At 69.2% G+C, this 16068-nt stretch carries 16 protein-coding genes; 5 read left to right on the forward strand and 11 right to left on the reverse strand.

The features are described 5' to 3' along the window. Positions 1-49 precede the first annotated feature (49 nt). Both AC1DVZ_RS10170 and AC1DVZ_RS10175 read left to right on the forward strand, forming a co-directional pair. Entirely contained in the window at positions 50-2509 is a 2460-nt protein-coding gene (locus tag AC1DVZ_RS10170; protein WP_477618072.1) for a ribonucleoside-diphosphate reductase subunit alpha, read from the forward strand. Beyond that, positions 2506-3573: a ribonucleotide-diphosphate reductase subunit beta gene (locus AC1DVZ_RS10175; protein ID WP_477618073.1), complete on the forward strand. Its 1068-nt coding sequence runs from the start codon at positions 2506-2508 to the stop codon at positions 3571-3573. Before AC1DVZ_RS10170 ends, AC1DVZ_RS10175 begins: the two co-directional genes overlap by 4 nt. A 104-nt stretch (positions 3574-3677) precedes the next feature. Here AC1DVZ_RS10175 and AC1DVZ_RS10180 read toward each other — a convergent pair whose 3' ends face one another. Both AC1DVZ_RS10180 and AC1DVZ_RS10185 read right to left on the reverse strand, forming a co-directional pair. Then, positions 3678-4664, reverse strand: a complete 987-nt coding sequence (locus tag AC1DVZ_RS10180) for a magnesium transporter CorA family protein (protein WP_477618074.1) — start codon at positions 4662-4664, stop codon at positions 3678-3680. Between the two features lie 36 nt (positions 4665-4700). Then, positions 4701-5126, reverse strand: a complete 426-nt coding sequence (locus AC1DVZ_RS10185; protein WP_477618075.1) for an OsmC family protein — start codon at positions 5124-5126, stop codon at positions 4701-4703. 137 nt (positions 5127-5263) lie between these two features. Between AC1DVZ_RS10185 and AC1DVZ_RS10190 the strand changes: the two genes are divergently transcribed. Together AC1DVZ_RS10190 and AC1DVZ_RS10195 are read left to right on the forward strand one after the other, a co-directional pair. Then, positions 5264-5680, forward strand: a complete 417-nt coding sequence (locus tag AC1DVZ_RS10190) for a pyridoxamine 5'-phosphate oxidase family protein (RefSeq protein WP_477618076.1) — start codon at positions 5264-5266, stop codon at positions 5678-5680. Positions 5681-5808: 128 nt separating this feature from the next. Beyond that, positions 5809-6399 (forward strand): hypothetical protein, encoded by a 591-nt coding sequence (locus AC1DVZ_RS10195; protein WP_477618077.1) that lies wholly within the window; start codon positions 5809-5811, stop codon positions 6397-6399. 83 nt (positions 6400-6482) lie between these two features. Here AC1DVZ_RS10195 and AC1DVZ_RS10200 read toward each other — a convergent pair whose 3' ends face one another. Beyond that, entirely contained in the window at positions 6483-7250 is a 768-nt protein-coding gene (locus AC1DVZ_RS10200) for an SDR family NAD(P)-dependent oxidoreductase (RefSeq protein ID WP_477618078.1), read from the reverse strand. Positions 7251-7315: 65 nt separating this feature from the next. On the opposite strand from AC1DVZ_RS10200, the gene AC1DVZ_RS10205 reads away from it, so the two are divergent. Then, positions 7316-7540 (forward strand): hypothetical protein, encoded by a 225-nt coding sequence (locus tag AC1DVZ_RS10205; RefSeq protein ID WP_477618079.1) that lies wholly within the window; start codon positions 7316-7318, stop codon positions 7538-7540. A 48-nt stretch (positions 7541-7588) separates the two neighbouring features. Here the strand turns inward: AC1DVZ_RS10205 and AC1DVZ_RS10210 are convergent, their stop codons facing one another. The 8 genes from AC1DVZ_RS10210 to AC1DVZ_RS10245 all read right to left on the reverse strand — a co-directional run bounded on the left by AC1DVZ_RS10210 (position 7589) and on the right by AC1DVZ_RS10245 (position 16053). Beyond that, on the reverse strand, positions 7589-8491 hold the full coding sequence (locus tag AC1DVZ_RS10210; RefSeq protein ID WP_477618080.1) for a hypothetical protein: 903 nt from the start codon (positions 8489-8491) through the stop codon (positions 7589-7591). A gap of 3 nt (positions 8492-8494) precedes the next feature. After that, a complete protein-coding gene (locus tag AC1DVZ_RS10215; RefSeq protein WP_477618081.1) occupies positions 8495-9145 on the reverse strand; it encodes a hypothetical protein in 651 nt (216 codons plus the stop codon). A 64-nt stretch (positions 9146-9209) separates the two neighbouring features. Further along, positions 9210-10220 carry a lipase family protein gene (locus AC1DVZ_RS10220; RefSeq protein ID WP_477618082.1) on the reverse strand — a complete coding sequence of 337 codons (1011 nt, stop codon included), beginning with the start codon at positions 10218-10220 and terminating at the stop codon, positions 9210-9212. Further along, positions 10217-11260, reverse strand: a complete 1044-nt coding sequence (locus AC1DVZ_RS10225) for a trypsin-like serine peptidase (protein ID WP_477618083.1) — start codon at positions 11258-11260, stop codon at positions 10217-10219. The genes AC1DVZ_RS10220 and AC1DVZ_RS10225 overlap by 4 nt, the downstream gene beginning before the upstream one ends. 156 nt (positions 11261-11416) lie before the next feature. After that, a complete protein-coding gene (locus tag AC1DVZ_RS10230) occupies positions 11417-12319 on the reverse strand; it encodes an HNH endonuclease signature motif containing protein (RefSeq protein WP_477618084.1) in 903 nt (300 codons plus the stop codon). Positions 12320-13007: 688 nt separating this feature from the next. Beyond that, on the reverse strand, positions 13008-13682 hold the full coding sequence (locus AC1DVZ_RS10235) for an FMN reductase (RefSeq protein ID WP_477618085.1): 675 nt from the start codon (positions 13680-13682) through the stop codon (positions 13008-13010). Next, a complete protein-coding gene (locus tag AC1DVZ_RS10240; protein ID WP_477618086.1) occupies positions 13679-14797 on the reverse strand; it encodes a CE1758 family FMN-dependent luciferase-like monooxygenase in 1119 nt (372 codons plus the stop codon). The genes AC1DVZ_RS10235 and AC1DVZ_RS10240 overlap by 4 nt, the downstream gene beginning before the upstream one ends. A 101-nt stretch (positions 14798-14898) precedes the next feature. Continuing rightward, on the reverse strand, positions 14899-16053 hold the full coding sequence (locus AC1DVZ_RS10245; protein WP_477618087.1) for a CapA family protein: 1155 nt from the start codon (positions 16051-16053) through the stop codon (positions 14899-14901). Positions 16054-16068 lie beyond the last annotated feature (15 nt).

Below are 16068 nucleotides of genomic sequence, written 5' to 3' on the forward strand. Positions count from 1 at the left end.
CGTCTCCTCCTCGCGTCCGCGGCACCGATTCGCTCGCGAGGAGAGAGCAGTGACCGACACCAGCATCGAAGTCGTCGACAGTGAAGTCGTCGAACCCAGTGAGGTCGTGGAGACCCCGACCGCCCCGCGCCGCACGTCCATGGCGGTGCGCAAGCGTAACGGGGACGCCGAACCCGTCGACGTGATGAAGATCGTCCGCGCCGTCGAGCGCTGGTGCGACGACCTCGCCGAGGTCGACCCCATGGCGATCGCCACCCGCACCATCAGCGGTCTCTACGACGGAGCCACGACCGCCGAGCTCGACCGGCTGTCCATCCAGACCGCTGCCGAGATGACGGCTGCGGAGCCGGAGTACTCCCGGCTCGCGGCCCGGTTGCTGTCGAACTACATCGACAAGGAGGTCCGCGGACAGCAGATCGCGTCGTTCAGCCAGGCCGTGCGACTGGGGCACCTCGAAGGGCTGATCGGCGACGAGACGGCTGCCTTCGTCGAGGCGAACTCCCGCAAGCTCGACCACGCCGTCGACGTCAGGAACGACCGCCGGTTCGAGTACTTCGGGCTGCGCACCGTCTACGACCGCTACCTGCTGCGTCACCCCGACACCCGGATGGTCATCGAGACCCCCCAGTACTTCCTGCTCCGGGTGGCCTGCGGCCTGTCGCACACACCCCAGGAGGCGATCGCGTTCTACCAGCTGATGGCCTCGCTGGCCTACCTGCCCAGCTCGCCCACGCTGTTCAACTCCGGCACGCGGCACACCCAGATGTCGTCGTGCTATCTCGTGGATTCGCCCCAGGACGACCTGGAGTCGATCTACGACCGCTACACCCAGGTGGCCAAGCTGTCGAAGTACGCTGGTGGCATTGGGATCTCGTGGTCGCGGGTGCGGTCACGCGGGGCGCTCATCCGTGGCACCAACGGTCATTCCAACGGCATCGTCCCGTGGCTGCGCACCCTCGACTCGTCCGTGTCGGCAGTCAACCAGGGCGGCCGCCGCAAGGGGGCGGCGTGCGTATACCTCGAGCCGTGGCACCCCGACATCGAAGAGTTCCTCGAGCTGCGCGACAACACGGGGGAGGACGCGCGTCGCGCGCACAACCTCAACCTCGCCAACTGGATCCCCGACGAGTTCATGCGTCGCGTCGAGGCCGACGAGCAGTGGAGCCTGATCGACCCCAACGAGGTGCCGGAGCTCCCCGACCTGTGGGGCCCGGCCTTCGAGGCCGTGTATGCCGCGGCGGAGCGCGACGGGCGCTACGTCCGCCAGGTCGGTGCGCGCGAGCTCTACGGCAAGATGATGCGGACCCTGGCCCAGACCGGCAACGGCTGGATGACGTTCAAGGACGCCAGCAACCGGACCTGCAACCAGACCAACGACGAACAGGCGCCGGGTGCGCCGGTGGTCCACCTGTCCAACCTGTGCACGGAGATCATCGAGGTCTCGAGCAACGACGAGACGGCTGTGTGCAACCTGGGGTCGGTCAACCTGGCCCAGCACCTGACTGCGGGCCGTGACGGCGTGGACTGGGACAAGCTCCGGGCGACCGTGCGGACGGCCGTGACCTACCTCGACCGCGTCATCGACATCAACTACTACCCGTCGGCGCAGTCTGCGGCGTCCAACCCGAAGTGGCGACCGGTGGGCCTGGGCGTCATGGGCCTGCAGGACGTGATGTTCGCGCTGCGGCTGCCGTTCGACGGGGCCGAGGCGCAGGAGCTGTCCACCCGCATCGCCGAGGAGGTCTACCTGTCGGCCCTGGAGAGGTCCACGGAGCTGGCGGGGGAGCACGGTCCGCACCCGGCATACCCGCAGACGCGCGCAGCGCGGGGTGACCTGCAACCCGACCTCTGGGGCGTCACCCCGACCCAGGCACAGCGCTGGGAGGCGGCGCGGAAGGCCATCAAGGAGAACGGGCTTCGCAACTCGCTGCTCATCGCGATCGCCCCAACTGCGACGATCGCCTCGATCGCCGGCGCCTACGAGTGCATCGAGCCGCAGGTGTCCAACCTGTTCAAGCGCGAGACCCTGTCGGGGGAGTTCCTCCAGGTCAACACCGCCCTCGTGCGCGAGCTGAAGGCCCTTGGGCTGTGGACGCCGGAGGTGCGCGAGGCCATCAAGCGCAGTGACGGCTCGGTCCAGGGCATCACCTCGATCCCCGAGGACGTGCGGCTGCTGTTCCGCACCGCCTGGGAGCTTCCGCAGAAGTCCCTCATCGACATCGCGGCTGCCCGCCAGCCCTACATCGACCAGAGCCAGTCCCTCAACCTGTTCCTCGCCTCGCCGACGATCGGGAAGCTCAGCTCGATGTACCTCTACGCGTGGAAGGCCGGCCTGAAGACCACGTACTACCTGCGGTCCCGCCCGGCCACCCGCATCCAGCAGGCGACCATCTCGATGGCCGCCCCGGTCTCGGCGCCGACCCAGACCGTCCCCGACGAGGCAGTGTCCGATCAAGACGTGATCGCGTGCTCCCTCGAGAACCCCGAGAGCTGCGAGGCCTGCCAGTGAGCACCACCCAGACGACCACGACCGGCAGCACGACGAACAGCGTTGACACTGACCACAGCGAGAACCGGATGCTGCTCGACCCGGGCATGAACCTGACCCTGCGGCCGATGCGCTATCCGCACTTCTACGAGCGCTACCGCGACGCCATCAAGAACACCTGGACCGTGGAGGAGGTCGACCTGCACACCGATCTCAAGGACCTCCAGCGGCTCACCGAGGCCGAGCGACACCTCGTGGGCAGACTCGTGGCGTTCTTCGCCACCGGCGACACGATCGTGGCCAACAACCTGGTGCTCAACCTGTACCAGCACATCAACTCACCGGAGGGCCGGCTCTACCTCAGCCGTCAGCTGTTCGAGGAAGCCGTGCACGTGCAGTTCTACCTCACCCTGCTCGACACCTACGTGCCCGACGAGCAGCAGCGCCAGGAAGCCTTCGCCGCGGTCGACAACATCCCGTCGATCAAGGCCAAGGCCGACTTCTGCTTCCGCTGGATCGACTCGGTGTTCGACCTCGACAGGTTGGAGACGCGTGAGCACCGACGGGCCTTCCTGCTCAACGTGATCTGCTTCGCTGCCTGCATCGAGGGCCTGTTCTTCTACGGCGCCTTCGCCTACGTGTACTTCCTGCGTTCGCGTGGCCTGCTCAACGGGCTGGCGAGCGGCACAAACTGGGTGTTCCGCGACGAGTCGATGCACATGGCGTTCGCGTTCGACGTCGTCGAGACGGTGCGCCGCGAGGAGCCCGACCTGTTCGACGACGACCTCGCCGCACAGGTGCGGGCGATGATGCGCGACGCCGTCGACGCCGAGGCGCAGTTCGCCGAGGACCTGCTCGGCGGCGGCGTGGCGGGCCTGTCCGTCACCGACATGCGCACCTACCTCGAGTCAGTGGCAGACCGGCGGCTCGAGCAGCTCGGGCTGGAGCCGGAGTACGGCTCGAAGAACCCGCTGGCGTTCATGGAGCTGCAGGACGTCCAGGAGCTGTCGAACTTCTTCGAGCGCCGCGTCTCCGCCTACCAGGTGGGGGTGTCCGGCTCGGTCGCCTTCAACGAGGAGTTCTAGGTCCAGGAGTTCCAGGGCCCATGCACGTATGCCGGGTGGTCACCATGGGGGGCGGCCACCCGGCATACCCCTGCCACCGCCATCCCCGTCGTCACGGGCCTGACTCACCACCAGCCCTGACGTCGCGCCCAGCGCAGCAGCCAGAGGCTGATCGAGGCCATCACGACGAGGACGATGATCAGCTGCGTCCAGTGGGTCTGTTCGTTCACGATCACGTTCATGCCGTAGACCGACGCGATGGCGGTGACGGGCAGGGTGATCGCGGCGATGACGGCGAGGCGTTCCATCGCGACGGTCATCTTGGTGGTGACCCGGGTCTGGTAGAGCTCGATCACACCGAACAGGAAGTGGCTCTCGCCGTCGGCGAGGCTGCGGACCCGGTCGAACTGCTCCGACAGGTCGCGGGCGTGCCGCCTCGACTCGTCGCTGGCGAACCGCTCGAGCGAGGCAAGCCGACCGTAGACCTCGTGGGCCTGGCCTGCCTGGGTCCGCGAGATGAGCAGCTCGTGGCGCAGCAGGAACAGCTCCTCGAGCAGCTCCTCGGGTTGGTGGAAGTCCGAGCCCATCACGCGCATCTCCAGGGCCGGGAGCCGTCCAGCGACGGACTTCACGGCGGCGCTCTGCCGACGTGCCACCGCCGACCCGATGGCGTACGAGAGCTCGCTCGGGCTCTTGGGGCGGAACCGCCCGGCCTCGATGCGTTCGCGCACGGTCCTGGTCTCCTCGGTGGCGTCGGAGAGGGAGACCGCCGGGTTGCGCGGGCCGTGCACCGTCACGAGGTAGCGGGTGCCGACGAGCTGGTCGAGCTCGAGCATGTGGACGTGTCCACCCTCGCCGGCCAGGGGCGTGTGCACGATGACGAAGGTGTGCTCCTCGTAACCGTGCACCGAGGGGACGAAGTTGCGCTCACGACAGGCCTTCACGACCATCGGGTGAGCGTGGAACCGCTCGCGCAGGACCGCTTCCGCGGCATCGTCGAAGTCGGGCACGTCCACCCAGACGAACCCGTTGTCGCGCTGCAGGAGGGCGTCGACCTGGGCGACGTCGTGCTCCTCGAGCCCGTCTTCCGACACCCACCAGGTGTCGATCATGGCTGTGTTCCGACCGTGCTGGTCGAGCGTCCGGCCTCAGCCGGAGAAGCTCGTCTCCAGCGTGATCGGGATCTTGAGGGCCTGGCTCACCGGGCAGTTGGCCTTGGCGTCCTGGGCCGCCTCCTCGAACTGCTCGACGGTGATGCCGGGGACGACGCCGACGACGGACAGCGCACTGCCTGTGATGCCGGTGCCCGGCTGGAAGGTGACCTTGGCGGTGGTGTCCAGCGAGGTCGGAGGGTGGCCGGCCTTGTCCAGCGCCAGGGACAGGGCCATCGAGAAGCAGCTCGAGTGCGCTGCCGCGATGAGCTCCTCGGGGCTCGTCTTGCCGTTCGGCTCCTCGGCGCGCGCGACCCACGACACGTCATACGTCCCGATCCCGGAGGACTGGAGGTCGACCTGGCCGGCGCCCTCGAAGAGGGAGCCCTCCCAGTGGGTGACAGCGGTGCGTGTGGTGGCCATGTTTTCTCCTTCGCTGAGGGACTCGGGCTACGGGCCAATCTAGGGCCAACGCGGGGACGTCGGGACCTTGGCCCCTGAACTCCCGGATCACGACGCGTGATGGTGGCGCCATGGACGCACACACGAAGGGCCTGGCCATGACAGAGGAACTGAGCGCCGCACAGTGCTGGAACATGCTTCGGTCCGCGGTGGTGGGACGCATCGCCGTGGTCCATGACCGTCGACCTGACATCTTCCCGGTCAACTTCGCGGTGGACCACGGCAGCCTGGTATTCCGGACCGGTTCCGGCACGCTGTTCCGTTCCGCGGACGGGGCGTTCGTCGCCTTCGAGGTGGATGGCTACGACACGGCGGATGCCACGGCGTGGAGCGTCGTGGTGCGCGGAGTGGCCTCCGAGGTGTACGAGCTGGACGACGCAATCGCCGCGCTGAGCCTGCCGCTGTACCCCTGGCACGAGGGCGCCAAGCCCCGGATCGTGAGGGTCCGGGCAGAGTCGATTTCCGGTCGGCGGTTCGTCGTCCGTGGTGGACACCGTGAGGCACCTCCGGAGTGAGGGGGCTGCGGAACTGTCCCTGAGGTCGGGACCTTTGACCCTGACGGCGGTCTGGCCGCCTCGCGAAACTGAGTGCGTCAGAACGACATACGAACGGGTGCCTGACACCCGAAGGAGGAACCACCGCTATGCGACGACGGACACTCGACGCCTTGCTCACGACCGGCGGTCTCATCGTCGCCGCAGTCCTTCTGGTTGCCGGGGGGCTGATGACGTGGGCGAGCAGCTTCGTGGACAACGAGGTCCACACGCAGCTCGCGGCCCAGCACATCACCTTCCCCGCCAAGGGCAGCGACCAGCTCAACGACCCGTTGGTCAAGCCCTACCTGGAGCAGTACGCCGGCCAGCAGCTGACCACTGGCGACCAGGCCAAGGCCTGGGCCGACCACTACATCAAGGTCCACCTCGACGAGTCGACCGGGGGCAAGACGTACTCCGAGCTCAGCGCCGCCTCGCGGGCCAACCCCGACGACCCGAAGGCCAAGGCCATGGTGGACCTCGCCTTCAAGGGTGAGACGCTTCGCGGTCTGCTGCTCAACGCCTACGCGTTCGGGACGATGGGCAAGATCGCGATGTATGCCGCGTGGGCCAGCTTCATCGGCGCGGCGGCGATGATCGTCCTCAGCCTGCTCGGGTTCAGGCACCTGCGTCGGGTCCCTGCTGAGCAGGAGGTCGGTGCGGGTTCGCGGCACACCTCTTCGAAGCCCGCCATCGCCTGACAGCTCGGGCCAGCACCAACGACGCGGTCCCCGCCGGTCTCCCGGCGGGGACTCTGCCACGTCTGGCTCAGAAGACGTCTGCCTCAGAACGCGGTGTAGCCGCCGTCGGCCACGAGCACCGAGCCGGTGACGAACGAGGACGCGTCGCTGGCAAGGAAGATGACCGCCGGCGCGAGCTCCTCGACGGTGCCGTAGCGCTGCATCGGCGCGTCGTCGATCCAGTGCTGGCGGAACGTCGGATCGTCCACGGGGGACATGTCCGTCTTGATGTAGCCGGGGGCCAGCGCGTTGACGCGCACCCCGTGCGGGGCCCACTCGGCCGCCAGGCTCCGTGTGAGGTGGTGCACTGCCGCCTTGGAGGCGTTGTAGGCGGGCTGCCACTGCGGCCGGTTGACGATGAAGCCCGACATCGACCCGATGTTGACGATCGACCCCGCGCCCTGCGCGACGAAGTGCCGACCGAAGGTCTGCGAGCACGTCCACACCGCGTCGAGGTTGACGGCCATGACGGCCCGCCAGTCCTCGGGCGTCACGTCGAGGGCCGGCGCATGGACGCAGGCACCGGCGTTGTTGACCAGCACGTCGACCCGGCCGTGGAGGGACAGCGCTGTGTCGAGCACCCGTTGCACGTCCTCGGCGACCGTGACGTCGGCAGCCACGAAGTCGGCCCGGATGTCGTTGTCGTGCAACGATTCCAGCACACCTTCCGCAGCCTCGACATCGCGCCCCACGAGGACGACCGACGCCCCGGCATCACCGAGTGCGCGGGCGAAACCGGCACCCAGTCCCCGGGTCCCGCCGGTGACGACGGCGACGCGGCCAGCCAGGGAGAAGCGGTCCAGTGCGTTCATCCGACCAATCTAGGGCTCGGGAAACCCGCACGACACCGGTGACGGCGCGGCATACGCTCGTGCGCATGCCTGGGCGACCGGAGGGTTTCGAGTTCGAGGAGCGTGGCGGCGAGGTCGTGGTCTTCCACCACGGGCGGCGTGCCACGGTCTTGCGTGGCAGGCGTGCCCAGGAGTTTCTCGAGGACGTCGAGGGCGGTGACGCCCAGGAGCTGATGGCGCGGGTGACCGGAAACTACAGGCGAGGCAACGAGCGGCAGGCGGGCCAGCACCCGCGCAACCGCGATCGCTGAGCCCCCACCGCCGATCGCTGACGGGGAGGGGCCCACGGACCGGTCCTGCTAGGGCGCGAGGAACTGCACGCGGGTGCTGTCGGAGAACCGCACGACGAGGGTGGCACTGTTCGGGTGGTAGGGACACGGGGTGACCCGTTCGGTGCAGGGCACGAGGAACATGCGGTCGCCGTTCTGCACCAGCAGCCGCAGGCCGCGGTACCGGTACCGGAAGGTCTGGCCCTCCTCCGTCTGCAGGGCCGTCTCGGAGACGTCTGCGTTGCGCAGGTAGAGCCGTTCACGGGTGTCGAGGACGATGCGCGGCAGCTCGTTGAGCCGACCCGCCTGTTCCTGCCCCAGCCCCGTGCCCGACCACTGCGCAAGAGTCGCGTTGGTCCAGAAGACCGCGGCGGCGACCGTGAGCCACAGCGCGACACGCAAGCGGACCGGGCCGTGCCGCTGCCCCATCGCGTATGCCGTGATGCCGGCTCCCAGCGCGAGGAGGACCGGCGCGACGAGTGGGTAGTAGGTCCACCGCCCGGTGGCGGGGTAGGAGAAGAGCACCACCAGCCCCACTCCCAGGATGGTCGTGCCCACCGCGAGCGTTGTCCTGGTGTGTCCGGTCAGCCGGGGCCCGAGCCACCGGTTGACGGCGATGCCGCCGGCGACGAGCAGGAAGAGCACGAGCACGGGCACGAGCAGCGGCTGGGGGCTTCGCATGACGAAGGCCTGCGTGGACAGGCCGATGGTGTCGACGTCGAGGCCGAAGTAGAGGTACTGAGCCCGCGTGGAGACGTAGCCGAAGTAGAAGAGCAACGTGCTGAGCGCGGTCGCGGGGGCGACGATGTTTCCCGCGAAGCTGTAGACCCGGTCCCACGACAGCCGGCTCGCACTGACGGGGCTGTCGGGGCTGGCGGGGGTGTCGGTGCCGTCGGCGTCCTCGGCGACCGGCAGGCTCGGGTCCGGGGTCATCCGTCAGGTCGTCTCGGGTTCCGGGGATGGCGGCACGCTGAGCTGGACGGAGATCTGCTGCTGGTCACCGAGCGCTGCCACGAACTGCTGGCACGCAGGCGAGTCGTTGCGCGGGCAGTAGACGAGTCCCGTGAAGCCCACGGACGGACTGGTGTCCTCGGGGATCGTCCCGACCAGCCGGACGAGCAGGTCGCAGCGTTGGGCGGACGTCCGGAAGATGTAGCCGACGCAGTTGGGTTGCGAGGTGCCACATCCTCCCCGCACGACCTCGAAGACCTCTGGGGTGAACAGGGGGTTGGTGATCTCCACCGCGGTTCCGCGGGGGATCTCCCCGTTGTTGTCCACGATCCAGGAGACCTCGGCGCACTGCAGCGTGGGGTCGTCCTCACGCAGCTCGGAGGCGCCGCCGACGGGCAGCCGCGCGACGGAGATCRCGGGGTTGCTGTTGCTGCTGCTCGACGATGGGGGAGTGGTGGGGTCGGGGTCTTCGGTGGTCGGGTCCGGCTCGGTCGTCGACTCCTCCGACGTCGAGCTGTCGGAGGTCGACCCGCCGCCGCCGTCGCCACCGGTTCCGGTTCCGGTGCAGGCGACCAGGGCGAACGCCAGAGTCAGGGCGAGCAGTGCCGGCACGGGTCGACGCCACCTGGAGTCCATGTCACTCACCTCCACGTTCGGGAGCTGGCCGGGGCTGCGTGGTCGCAGCCTCCCCGGTCCACCGTCAGGTCAGGGCCTCGGCGATCGGACCGGCGACGTCGGGGTCGGACAGGTAGTCCTGGATCGAGTGTGGGTCGGAGGGGTTCTGGGTGCGTTCGTCGCGCATCGCGTCGCTGCTGGCCGCGAACAGTGGGGTGAGGGGGTGGACCAGCGCGACGACGTCGTGCTCGTCGTAGACGTTGAGCCAGCGCAGGGAGCCGCTCACCGGGTTGACGACCGACGGTATGCCGCGTTCTGCCGCCCCTTCCGGGCCGCCCCACAAGTTGCGCTTCACGACGGGGTATCCGTCGGGGGAGCCCGCAGTCACCAGGAGGCGGACCCGTGCCGAACCGGAGTAGCGCTGCAGGGCGTCGTAGGCAACGCAGCTGCCGAGACTGTGCCCGACTACGACGACGTCAGTGTGGCCGTCCGCAGTGACCTGGGCCAGCGACTCGGTGACCACGGCCTGCACGTCGTCGCGCATGGCGTCGTCCTCGAGGTAGTAGGCCACGTCGCTGAGGAACTGGGTGATGATGAGCTGCGGCGCGCCTGTCTTGTCGCTGAGGAACCGCAGCGCCTCGCGGACCACCTTGGGCTTCAGCAGGTCACCCCAGGAGGCCTCCTCACCGGCTGCGCGGGACTTCTCCACGTCTCGGGCCGCATCGGCGACCCCGGGTTCGCTCTGCTCGAGCCGCCGCGAGGCGACGAAACCGAGCTCCGCGGCGGCGTCGAGCACCATGTCGTCCGACGTGGTCGCGGCCTGCGACGCGATCGTCGTCTCCTCGAGCTCGGGCGTCCGACCGCCAGCCTTGACGTGCTTGGCGATCGCGTCGGCAAGCACGTTCCCGTAGTACGGGAAGTAGACCGCGTCGGGGGCGACGCCCGGGCGGCCGGCAAGGGTCATCCCCTTGGCGAGTCCGGCCAGCCACTCCCGCTTCTTGGCGGCGACGAAGTCCCCGACGGACGACTCGGTGCGTACAGCCCCGGCCGGCATCTGCTGGCTTCGTCCATGGATCAGCAGCAGGGCGGTGCTCATATGTTCCCTCCCAGTCCGAGCAGGAGGCTGACCAGTTCCGCTGCATCAGTGCCGTTGCTCGTGTCGATGGTTCGTGCGGACAGGTCCTTGACGATCGCGGAGATCCGAATGCCGCGGTTGGCGACCCAGATCCGTTTGCTCTCAGGGGTGTTGGCGTCGGCGAGGTTGCCGTCGAGGTCGACGAACTGGCCTGCGGTGTTGCGCTGCTGCTCGCTTGCGTGGTGGAGGCCGATCAGCTCCCAGCTGTCACTGAGAAGAGGAGCCCCCGAGGAGCCGGGTTCGGTGTCCGCGTCGTAGAGCAGGTACTTGGGGTTCTCCACCCCTTGGGCGTCGACGAGGGGGCCGCTGAAGGTGTTGTTGCGCAGGGTGACCTCGCGGTGCCGCCCCTGGGGATGCTGGACGACGTTGACCGGCTGGCCCTTCACGATCTTGCCGACGCCGCCGTGCATGGCGATGTACCCGAACGTCTCGCCCGGAGGCTTGTCGGCGACCGGGGCCACTGCGACCAGGGTGAAGTCGAGGTCGTCGGCGGGGCTCGTGACGAAGCACCGCTCGGGCTGGAGGGCCACCTTGGTGGGTTGGCTCGCGCCGTCCTCGTCCTCGACGTAGCGGAACCAGGCAATGGTGTCGGCCGCGGTCTCGGCCGAGTCGAGGACGTGGTGGTTCGTCATCAGCAGCCACGGTGAGACGAGGAAGCCGGTGCCCATCTCCACCGCGGTCGTCAGCTTCGCCACCGCGTCGGCGCGCTTCGCGCCGGTGCCCAGCCACCATCCGGGCAGGAAGTCGGCGTTCTTGAAGATCCGCTCGAGTGTCTCGTCGACGACGGCCGGCGAGGCGTTGCCGGGCACCGGCGCGCCCTGTCGCCTTGCGTAGGCGACCTTGCGGGCCAACGGCTCGGTGCGCCAGGCCTCCTGCTTCGCCAAACGCACCTGCTCGATCTGCTCGACCGCGGCAGGTCCTGGCGTGAACGTTGGCTCGGGCAATGCGGCAGTGGGACCCGGCCCTTCTGCTGGGTCGGGAAGGGCACTCATGATCGCCATCGCGTCACGCCTCCGTGGTCGTCCTTGCTGCGGGTCGGAGGGGCTTCCCTGCAGATGCCTCAGTATGACCGCGATGTCGCCCGGTGGGCATCAGCAAGATGACGTACCTGCGATCGGGCAGGACGCTGGAGGACACCGATTGCGCGGAAGGTCGGGTCAGCCCGAGGGGACAGCGTGCAAGTGGGTTCGTGGCGGCAGGTCGCGGTCGGGTGGGATCTCGATGTCGGCCCAGCGGGCGCGTTCGCCGGTGGGTGGTCGGTAGGCCGCCTGCTCGCCGGGGCGGGCCGTTCCGGGTGGAGCCCCGCCCAGCGGGTCGCCGCGTGGTGAGCTGGTGGGTGAGGCGGCAAGCTCGGCTGGGGTGGGTGGTCGGACGGGTAGCCCGTACCGGTTGGTCACGACGAGGCCGTCGGGCCGGGTGGGATCGCCGCTGATCGTGAAGTCACCGCGGTCGATGGCGTCGTGGTGGAACGGGCAGAGGCTGACCTGGTTGTCGTCGTCGGTCGCGCCGCCGGCGGCCCATTCGTGCAGGTGGTGGATCTCGACGAACCGGCTGGCCGTGCAGCCCGGGAAGCGGCAGCCGCGGTCGCGGTCCTCGATGAGCCGACGCGACCGACCCGGCAGGATCCGCATGGCGCGGCCCACGCTGACCGGTCGCCCGTCGGTCTCCCAGACCGGCTGGAGCACCCCGTCGGAGAGGAAGCGTCCGAGGAGTCGTCGCGGGATCGCTCCGCCGCTGTTGATCCAGGCGCCGTCGGTCGACAGGTGCAGGTAGACCCGGTAGTGGCTGGACCGGCTGGTCGACGTCACGCTCGACAGTGCCCGGTGGGCGATCTCCGCGAGGGCATCGGCGTAGGTCGGATGGTCCCCGATCGAACCGGAGCCCTGTCCGGTGCTCACACTGTCTTCGGAGGGTGCGGCCGCACCGGTCTGGGAGGTGAACAGCGCGTCCTTGGCTTCCTTGAGGGCCTGCTCGACCAGCGCGCCGACGGGGGCGGGTGCGCTGTAGCGCAGCTGGAACCGGCCGTCGCGGTCGTAGTGCATCGCTCCGGCCGCGCACACGCTCGTCGCTCGGATGCGCTCGTCTCCACCGCTGTGGCTTCCGAGGTGGCTTCAGGATTGGCGGCATCGCCGTCAGTGTCGGACTCGACGGTGAAGGCGTGTCTCGAGACTGCTCGACGCAGCTGGGGCACCGTCATGTGCACTGCCAGCTCGCCGACCGACCGCTGGTGCGACGCAGGCACGTGGTGGGCGACGACCGCGGCCTGGTCGAGCGACAGGGCACCTGTTGCGACGGACTCGGCCACTGTCGCCAGCTCGCCTCGCCGGCGGGCCACCGCGACGACGTCTCGCGCGCGGGCAGGCGACAGCCCTGCCCGCACGACGAGGTAGTGCTCGGGGGAGCGGAAGCCGCCGTCGCCCCAGTGGTCGCCCTCGATGAGCTCGGCCGCGATGTCGACCAGCTTCGCGTGAGCCCGGTTCAACCGGCCGGCCACGGTCGCCGTGCGCGCCCCGAGGTCGCGCTGGACCTCGTCACGCTGCACTGCCACTGGACTGCTCGACATACCACAATCGTACAGGTGTTCGAACAAAATCGCAAGCGGCGCGACGGGGAATTGCCTTGCAGCGCAACGGAATACATCGCAACTGGACTGTCAGTGCCACGTGGTATCCGGCGTTGGTGCCGTAGGTCGAGAGTCGACCGGCAGCGATGGTGACGACGTCGCAGCCGTAGGCCTGCTGCCCGAAGTCAGCGGGCGAGCAGCTCCTCGAACGGCACCGGGTCGGCGAGCTCGTCGACCCGAGCGGTCCTCGACGTCGCGGACCCACGGGCCGCAACACCGGTGACGAGGTCGGCGAGCTCGGACGCCGCGACCGTGATCCGGCTCGACAGGCCGGCGTCCACGGTGACACCAGTGCCGCCGGTACCCCAGTCCTCAGCGGCCGCGAACACGCCGGTGGGCACCGTCACCGCCTTGAGGTAGGCGAACATCGGGCGCATCGCGTGCTCGAGGACCAGTGAGTGGCGCGCCGTGCCGGCGGTGGCCGCCATGAGCACCGGGGTGCCGCGCAGGGCCGAGTCGTCGAGGACGTCCATGAACGTCTTGAACAGTCCGCTGTAGGACGCCTGGAACACCGGCGTCACGGCGATCACCGCATCGGCGTCGCGCACGGCGTCCAGGGCCAGTCGCAGCCCGCCGGTGGCGAAGCCGGTGAGCAGGGTGTTGGCGAGGTCGTGGGCGTGCTCGCGCAGGTCGACGAAGGTCACCTCCGCCTCGTCGCCGCGTTCGAGCAGGGCATCCTGCGTAGCCGTGGCCAGCCGCTCGGCGAGCAGTCTCGTGGTGCTGGGCTGGCCGAGGCCGGCCTGCACGACGACGATGCGGCCTGCAGTCGTCGGGCGGGGCGCCATGGGGCGGGTGCTCATCGGGTGACCTCCAGGTCCTTGGCCGCGTCCTGGGTGGCGCGCGCGGTGGCCGCGGCCAGCCGGCTGGCGTGGGTGGGGGCGTCCGGCACGTGGGCCGGCTTGCGGGCGGCGGCGATCTTCCGCAGCTCGGGCACGACCTGCGTGCCGAGGATCTCGACCTGCTCCATCACCGTCCGGTGGGGGAGCCCTGCGTGGTCGAGCAGGAACAGCTGTCGCTGGTAGTCGCCGACGGAGTCGGCCATCGCGGCATACCGCTCGATGACCTGCTCGGGTGAGCCGACGGTGAGGGGCGTCTCGCGGCTGAACTCCTCCAGCGACGGGCCGTGCCCGTAGACGGGCGCGTTGTCGAAGTAGGGGCGGAACTCGCGCACCGCGTCCTGGCTGTTGGCACGCATGAACACCTGCCCACCGAGTCCGACGATGGCCTGGTCGGCGGAGCCGTGGCCGTAGTGCTCGAAGCGGCGCCGGTAGAGCGCCACCATCTGCCGGGTGTGGCTCATCGGCCAGAAGATGTTGTTGTGGAAGAAGCCGTCGCCGTAGTAGGCGGCCTGCTCGGCGATCTCCGTGCTGCGGATCGAGCCGTGCCAGACGAACGGCGGAATGCCGTCCAGCGGGCGCGGCGTGGCGGTGAAGGACTGCAGGGGCGTGCGGTACTTGCCCTCCCACGTGACGACGTCCTCGGTCCACAGTCTGCGGAGCAGCGCGTAGTTCTCGATCGCGAGCGGGATGCCGTCGCGGATGTCCTTGCCGAACCACGGGTAGACGGGGCCGGTGTTGCCACGTCCCATCATCAGGTCGACGCGACCGTCGGCGAGGTGCTGCAGGGTCGCGTAGTCCTCGGCGATCTTCACCGGGTCGTTGGTGGTGATGAGCGTCGTCGAGGTCGACAGCAGGAGAGTGTCGGTCTGCGCCGCGATGAAGCCGAGCGTGGTGGTGGGGGAGCTGGGCACGAACGGAGGGTTGTGGTGCTCGCCGGTGGCGAAGACGTCCAGCCCCACCTGCTCGACCTGGCGCGCCAGCTCGACGGTGTTCTTGATCCGCTGGTGCTCGCTGACGGTCGTGCCGGTGGTCGGGTCCGTGGTCACGTCACCGACGGTGAAGATTCCGAACTGCATCGGGCTCGCGCTCCTCGTGAGGTAGGTCGGGGTAAGTAGTTGCGAATTCAACTACATGAACCGCGGATGTCCGGCTTTCATTCCGAGCCCGCGCGCGGGGGTCACTCCGGCGCGGCGTCCAGACCGGCACACGCGCCGGCCTGCTGCCAGAGCCTGAGCAACCGGGCGCTGTTCGCAGCGTCGGGCTCGCGCGGTATGCCGTCCGCGCCGATCAGCATGGGTGTCCAGACGGCCTCGCGGACCGCGCTCGTCGCGGCCCGCTTGGTGCCGCGGGCGGCCTTGACGTCGATCGACAGCGTGAGCACCCCCGAGCGGGAGTCCGGCTCGTGGCTGCGCCACCACACGAAGTTCCCGAACCCGTAGTCGACGTAGGCGCGTCCCAGCCAACCCGCCCCGTTGACGCGGTGCGAGTGCCCGCCCACGACGATGTCGGCCCCCGCACCCTCGAGGGCCTCGGCGGTCTGCACGGACAGCCGGTCCGGGCACGCCTGGTAGTCCAGGCCCCAGTGCAGGAAGACGACGACGAGGTCGTACCTTGCAGCCGCTGCGGCCAYGGCCGACCGGAGCCGGCCGACGGGGCTGGCGCTGGCGATGCCGCCCTTGCCCGGACCGGCCGAGTACCGCGCGAGCGTCATCTCGAAGACCTCGGACGCACCGAACACCGCGACCTTGAGTCCCTTGGCCCGCAGGATCGCCGGTGCGAAGGCCTCGTCCTCGTCCCTGCCGATGCCGACGATCGGGACGGGGCTCGCCTTCTTGGCCGCCAGGGTGTCCGCGAGACCCACGGGCCCGTAGTCGACGCCGTGGTTGTTGGCCATGCTCACGGCGTCGATCCCGGCGTTCTTGATCGTGTCGAGGGCCGACGCGGGGGCACGGAAGTGGAACTCCTTGCCGATCTTGGTGCCACGCTCCGTGATCGCGGTCTCGAGGTTGACCATGGCCAGGTCCGCTGCACCGAGCGATGACTGCAGCTCGTCCAGGCCGTGGGGGTCGCGGGCCAGCGGCGCCAGGTAGTCCTCGAAGTGGACGTCACCCGCGAACGCCATCGTCAGGGTGCCCGGGTCCGACGCGGCAGTGGTCGTCGTCGGGGGCCCGGCCGGTGTCGTCGCGGGCACGCCCACGGACGTCGTCGACGCACTCGCGGGCGGCTGGGTGCTCGCAGGACGAGGGGGTGGTGCGCCCTGGCAGGCGGCCACTGCCAGGACCACGACCGTGGCCACGACCGTGGCCGTCACGGTCGAGGCGAGAGGGCGCATGATCGGTGAGTCTAG

The organism is Pedococcus sp. P2_E5, assembly GCF_056403895.1.